This is a genomic window from Sphingomonas radicis, from assembly GCF_051400635.1.
Lineage (GTDB): Bacteria > Pseudomonadota > Alphaproteobacteria > Sphingomonadales > Sphingomonadaceae > Sphingomonas.
The window spans coordinates 1-524 of record NZ_JBLFFG010000017.1 but is presented as its reverse complement, the minus strand read 5'-3'; the positions used below and the strand labels follow the sequence as shown (position 1 = coordinate 524).

The 524-nt window shown below is 62.6% G+C and carries 1 protein-coding gene; it reads left to right on the top strand.

Features of this window, described 5'->3' with window-relative positions:
* Positions 1-360: 360 nt before the first annotated feature.
* Positions 361-524: FAD-dependent oxidoreductase (locus ACMGDH_RS18220; protein WP_436829402.1), on the top strand; the 164-nt coding region annotated here is incomplete at its 3' end.

The window sequence follows — 524 nt, the reverse complement described above, 5'->3', positions numbered from 1 at the left end:
CGGGAGAGCACGGCATAAGCCGTCCAACCATCGCGCAGGGAAGGCCGAGTGATTTGGCTCCACCTGTATGCTGCTGTGCGGTTCCTTTGCGTGTGCTTTTCGCGCAGCGGACCGTGGGTGCGATGTCAGCACCCGGCCTTCCCTGCGCCCTCTTGGATCGGAGAGGGTCGCAAGACCGGGCGACACTCGGGCGAAACGCGCCGCGGGATTGCGAAGGCGTGTCTGCAGCAGATGAAGATCTTCATTGAAAGAGCAATCCGGTGCCGAACACTCCGTCATTGCGAGCGCAGCGACTTGTCCGCCGAAGCTCTCGGAGCGAAGGCGGAAGCAATCCATCGCCAGCAAAACCAGCGAGTAGTCATGGCCGACACATCCTTCGACGTCATCATCATCGGCTCCGGTCCCGGCGGCTACGTCACCGCGATCCGCGCCGCCCAGCTCGGCTTCAAGACCGCGATCGTCGAAAAGTCCTATCTCGGCGGCATCTGCCTAAACTGGGGCTGCATCCCGACCAAGGCGCTGCT